At 70.5% G+C, this 5,095-nt stretch carries 5 protein-coding genes; 3 read left to right on the top strand and 2 right to left on the bottom strand.

The window, feature by feature from the left end; all coding sequences use genetic code 11:
* Positions 1 to 68: 68 nt before the first annotated feature.
* The gene (locus BHU15_RS08835; protein WP_376264415.1) at positions 69 to 305 is read right to left on the bottom strand and encodes a DUF5955 family protein; all 237 of its coding nucleotides are present in this window, start codon (positions 303 to 305) and stop codon (positions 69 to 71) included.
* 366 nt (positions 306 to 671) lie between these two features.
* Here BHU15_RS08835 and BHU15_RS08830 point away from each other — a divergent pair, with 366 nt between their 5' ends.
* From BHU15_RS08830 to BHU15_RS08820, 3 genes are all read left to right on the top strand, one after another.
* Positions 672 to 1,307 carry a nucleotidyltransferase family protein gene (locus BHU15_RS08830; RefSeq protein ID WP_069626678.1) on the top strand — a complete coding sequence of 212 codons (636 nt, stop codon included), beginning with the start codon at positions 672 to 674 and terminating at the stop codon, positions 1,305 to 1,307.
* A gap of 215 nt (positions 1,308 to 1,522) precedes the next feature.
* A complete protein-coding gene (gene aceB / locus BHU15_RS08825) occupies positions 1,523 to 3,145 on the top strand; it encodes a malate synthase A (RefSeq protein WP_069626677.1) in 1,623 nt (540 codons plus the stop codon).
* Positions 3,146 to 3,255: 110 nt separating this feature from the next.
* On the top strand, positions 3,256 to 3,879 hold the full coding sequence (locus tag BHU15_RS08820; protein WP_069626676.1) for a GNAT family N-acetyltransferase: 624 nt from the start codon (positions 3,256 to 3,258) through the stop codon (positions 3,877 to 3,879).
* Between the two features lie 4 nt (positions 3,880 to 3,883).
* Here BHU15_RS08820 and BHU15_RS40040 read toward each other — a convergent pair.
* Positions 3,884 to 5,095: NnrS multi-domain protein (locus tag BHU15_RS40040; protein ID WP_069626675.1), on the bottom strand; the 1,212-nt coding region annotated here is incomplete at its 5' end.

Below are 5,095 nucleotides of genomic sequence, written 5' to 3'. Positions count from 1 at the left end.
GTACGGCGCTCAGGCACTCGTAAGGCCGGTACCCGATACCTGAAAGACCGGGTCAACGGCCAGCCGCTCTAGTGCCCTAACTCTCCGAAGAGGTCGACCGCCTTCCTGACATCCATCAGGGTGGGCGCCAAGGCGCTCACCGAGCCGATCGAGCCGACGATCAGCAGCAGCGAACGACGCATCCGCCCAATCTCCGGATCGCCTCCCGCCACCATCGCCGCCATCGCGGCCAGTTCTTCCTCCGCGATCCCTCTGTCTCTGAACTCACTGGGATACGCGGCGAGTTCCCGCCTGAGACGGGCCACGGCGTACCGCAGCCCGGTCAGTCCTGGATCCTCACTCCGCTCTGTCACTCGCGTATGCCCCACGCTCCGCAACAAAGTTCTTCCCCCTCGCACGCCATGGTGCATGTGCCTTCGGCATGGTGCTCGCCCCTCCGGCGCCTCCCTTTTTCACACGCCCGGCGCCGTGAGACGCGGGACAGTAAACGCCACCGGAGCGGCCGTGCGCCACCGGACGGACAATATTCAACTTGTTGAACCGACGTATCGCCAGGTGGGGGCCGCGCAACGATCTGACGCACCGTCCGACAGCACCTGGCGGGGAGGCGCAAAACGGCGCGTACGGGCGTGCGAGGGGGCGTGGGAGCGCGGGTGAGGTATGCAGAACCCATGGATGACAACGATCACGGAGAGTCGCCCGTCGTCGGACTGCTGCTCGCGGCCGGCGGCGGGCGGCGCCTCGGCGGGCGGCCGAAGGCGCTGCTGTCCCACCGGGGCCGCCCGCTGGTGGAACACGCCGCGCGGGCGCTGCGCGGGGGCGGCTGCGAGCGGGTGTTCGTGGTGCTCGGCGCCGCCGCCGACGAGGTGCGGGCGCGTGCCGTACTGCCGGGCTGCGTACTGGTCGACAACCCGCGGTGGGCGTCCGGCATGGGCTCGTCGCTACGGGCCGGGCTGGCCTCGCTGACAACCGGCCCGGCGTACGGGGCGGCCCTGGGCCCGGCGTACGGCGCGGCGCTGGTGATGCTGGTGGACCAGCCGGGGATCGGCCCGGCGGCGGTGGCACGGGTACGTACCGCGTACCGCTCCCCCGGCACGCTCGCCGCGGCCTCCTACGGAGGCGAGCGCGGCCATCCCGTGCTGTTCGGCGCGGACCACTGGGCCGGGATCGCGGCGGATGCGACGGGCGATCAGGGGGCACGCGGCTATCTGAGGTCCCACGCGCGGGACATCGCTCTCGTCGAGTGCGGGGATGTCGCGGAGCCGTACGACATCGACACGGAGGAGGATCTGTCGCACCTTGAGTGAGGACGGTGGCACTGAGCGACATGGTCTGTCGACCCGGAGAATCTCGACGTCAACAAACCATTGAACTTCCACCATGAGGAAACTACTATCCACAGGTCAGAAGCGCCCGACCCCCCGGAAGGCGCCCGCGACCACAGTCCGGCGTCCCGGCACCCAGTGCCCCGGACGCCGATCCGGCGGTCGCCGAGGGCCGCCCGTCGAAGGAGTGACAGCTCATGTCCGCACCAGCGCCGTCCCCGCTGGCCGTCGTCGATGCCGAGACGCTGCCCCGGCAGGACGAGGTCCTCAGCCCACCGGCCCTCGCCTTCGTGGCCGAGCTGCACCGCCGATTCACGCCCCGGCGCGACGAGTTGCTGGCCCGCAGGGGCGAGCGGCGCGCGGAGATCGCGCGTACGTCGACGCTGGACTTCCGGCCGGAGACCGCCGCCGTACGCGAGGACGACTCCTGGCGCGTCGCGCCGTCCCCGGCCGCGCTGAACGACCGCCGGGTGGAGATCACCGGACCGACCGACCGGAAGATGACGATCAACGCGCTCAATTCCGGCGCCAAGATCTGGCTCGCGGACTTCGAGGACGCCTCCGCTCCCACCTGGGAGAACGTCATCAACGGCCAGCTCAACCTGCGGGACGCCTACGCGGGGAAGGTCGACTTCACCGACCCGGTGTCCGGCAAGTCGTACGCGCTGAAGGCCGCCGGTGAACTCGCTACGGTCGTCATGCGCCCGCGCGGCTGGCATCTGGACGAGCGGCACCTCCAGTTCGAGGGCCGCGCGGTCCCCGGCGCGCTCGTCGACTTCGGGCTGTACTTCTTCCACAACGCCCAGCGGCTCATCGAGCTGGGCAAGGGCCCGTACTTCTATCTGCCGAAGACCGAGTCGTATCTCGAAGCGCGGCTGTGGAACGAGGTGTTCGTCTTCGCGCAGGAGTACGTGGGCATCCCGCAGGGCACCGTCCGGGCGACCGTACTGATCGAGACGATCACCGCGGCGTACGAGATGGACGAGATCCTGTACGAACTCCGCGACCACGCCTCCGGATTGAACGCCGGCCGCTGGGACTATCTCTTCTCGATCGTCAAGAACTTCCGTGACGGCGGGCCCAAGTTCGTGCTGCCGGACCGCAACGCGGTCACGATGACGGCCCCGTTCATGCGCGCGTACACCGAACTCCTCGTCCGCACCTGCCACAAGCGCGGCGCGCACGCCATCGGCGGCATGGCGGCCTTCATCCCCTCCCGGCGCGACCCCGAGGTCAACAAGGTCGCCTTCGCCAAGGTCAAGGACGACAAGGACCGCGAGGCCGCGGACGGCTTCGACGGCTCCTGGGTCGCCCATCCCGACCTGGTGCCGATCGCGATGGCCTCCTTCGACGCGGTCCTCGGCGAGCGGCCCAACCAGAAGGACCGCCTGCGCGAGGACGTCTCGGTGACGGCACCGGAACTGATCGCGATCGACTCGCTCGACGCGAAGCCCACCTACCAGGGCCTGGTCGGCGCGGTCCAGGTCGGCATCCGCTACATCGAGGCGTGGCTGCGCGGCCTGGGCGCGGTCGCCATCTTCAACCTGATGGAGGACGCGGCGACGGCGGAGATCTCCCGCTCCCAGATCTGGCAGTGGATCAACGCGGGGGTGGTCTTCGAGAACGGCGAGACGGCCACCGCCGACCTGGTGCGCGGCATCGCGGCGGAGGAACTGACCGCGATCCGCACGGAGATCGGCGACGAGGCGTTCACGAACGGCGCCTGGCAGCAGGCCCACGACCTGCTGCTGACGGTGGCCCTGGACGAGAGCTACGAGGACTTCCTGACGCTCCCGGCATACGAACAACTCCGGGGCTGACAACCTCGGTTGCACGACGGCCCCGGCCCCCGGCGCGTCGACGCGCCGGGGAACGCGGCCGGGCAGCGGGGCTCTTGTGAGAGCGCTCTCAGGTGGATCAGAATCGGCGTATGGCCTTCATACGCTCCTACCGTCCCGGTGACCGCGCCGCGGTGTTCGACATCTGTGTGCGGACCGCCGACGCCGGCGGGGACTCGCGGCATCTGTACCCGGACAGCGAGCTGGTGCCGAGTGTCTTCGCCGCGCCGTATCTGGAGTTGGAGCCGGAGTTGGCCTTCGTGCTTGACGACGGGGAGGGGCGGGCCGTCGGGTACGTCCTGGGGGTCGAGGACACGCCGCGGTTCGTGAAGGCCTTCCGGCGGGACTGGCTGCCCGTCGTGGAAGGGCGGTATCCGGCGCCGGACGGGGACGTTGAGGGGCGTAGCCCGAGTGATGTCATGGCGGCCCTGCTGCACGATCCCGAGCGGATGGTGCTGCCCGAACTCGCCGGTCATCCAGCGCACTTGCACATCGACCTGTTGCCGGCGTGGCAGGGGCGTGGGTACGGCAGGGAGCTGATCCGCACGCTTCTCGCCGCACTGCGCGGCAAGGGGGTGAGCGGCGTGCATCTGTCGATGCTGACCGCGAACACCGGGGCGCGGGCCTTCTACGACCGGGTGGGGTTCCACGAGATCGCCGTGCCGGGGGCGGACGCGGACGACGTGACGTATCTGGGGCGGCGTACGACGCCCTGAGGGCTCACCCGACGTCCGCCCCCGCCTCCCATTTCTCGGCGGGGAACGCGCACGGCGCCTTGGCGTCCTTGGCGGGGAGCAGACGGACCTGGGAGGCGGGGACCTTGAAGGCCGCTTCGGTGTCCTCGTGCCACAGGGCCACCTCTCCGTCGGCGACGCCGAACGACAGGAGGGGGCGGGCCGGGTCGAGTTCGCCGTCCTGGACGTTCAACTCGGCCCTGGGGACGGTCGGTTCGACGCAGGTCCAGGCCGGTTCGACGCCGAAGTAGGACGGTGGCGCGGTACGGTCCCCGGCCGCCGCCCTCACCTCCTTGACGGCGGTGTCGGCGGAGCTCAGCGCGAGCAGGAGCACCTGGGTGACGACCAGGATCTGCGCGAGCACGTACAGCGGGGCGTTGAGCTGCTCGCCGGGCCGCAGATAGGTGACATGGAGGTGCTTGGCTATGCCCCAGAGGGCGGGCACGACCAGCGCCACACTCAGGAAGCTCAGCACCTTCAGCGCGGACAGCGCCTGCCAGATACCGGGGACGTCCAAGTCTCCTGGGGACAGGTCCAGTTCGGTCGCGTAGATCGCGTGCAGCACCGATCCCGACGCCACGACGAACGACGCGAGCACGGTGAACGCCATGGGCGCCGCCCAGGCCAGCCACTCGCCCCAGGTCCACTGCCGCACCAGCAGCCACACACCGGCGACGGTGGTCAGCACCGCCGCGAGCATCAGCATCTGCCACGGGGTCCACCCGTCGCCGCTCGTCCCGGGACCCAGGGCGAGCGCGAGGAGCATGCCCGCCACCGCGCAGGTGACGAAGACGCTGAGCGCACGCCCGCCGGACAGGAACATCCGGCTGCCCACGCGTACGGCCACGGCGAAGCACGCGGCGGCGACGACCGCCCACAGCCAGAGGCGGCCACCGGACTGCTGCCGCGCGACCACCGCGCAGAACGCCATCGCCGCGAGCCAGCCGAAGAGCCGGTACATCCACCGCTGACGGTCCTCCTCGCGGCGCGTGACGATATGGGCGCGTTCCTTGCCGTGCAGCGCGCGGACGTCGGTGCCGGTGCCGGCCGGGGCGCCGCCGCCGGGAAGCGTCATCCGGGAGAGGCGTCTGGCCTCCGACGCCGTGCCGGTGACGAGCATGCCCGTGTCGTGGTGTCCCCGCCGCTCCGTGTACCGGGCGCGCGCCAGGGTCAGTCGGCGGTGGAGCCGACCGGCGAC

Origin of the sequence: Streptomyces niveus, from assembly GCF_001723055.1 — a bacterium.
GTDB classification, from domain to species: domain Bacteria; phylum Actinomycetota; class Actinomycetes; order Streptomycetales; family Streptomycetaceae; genus Streptomyces; species Streptomyces niveus.
Note: the sequence above shows the minus strand (reverse complement) of the source record. Positions and strands in the feature narration are given on the sequence as shown.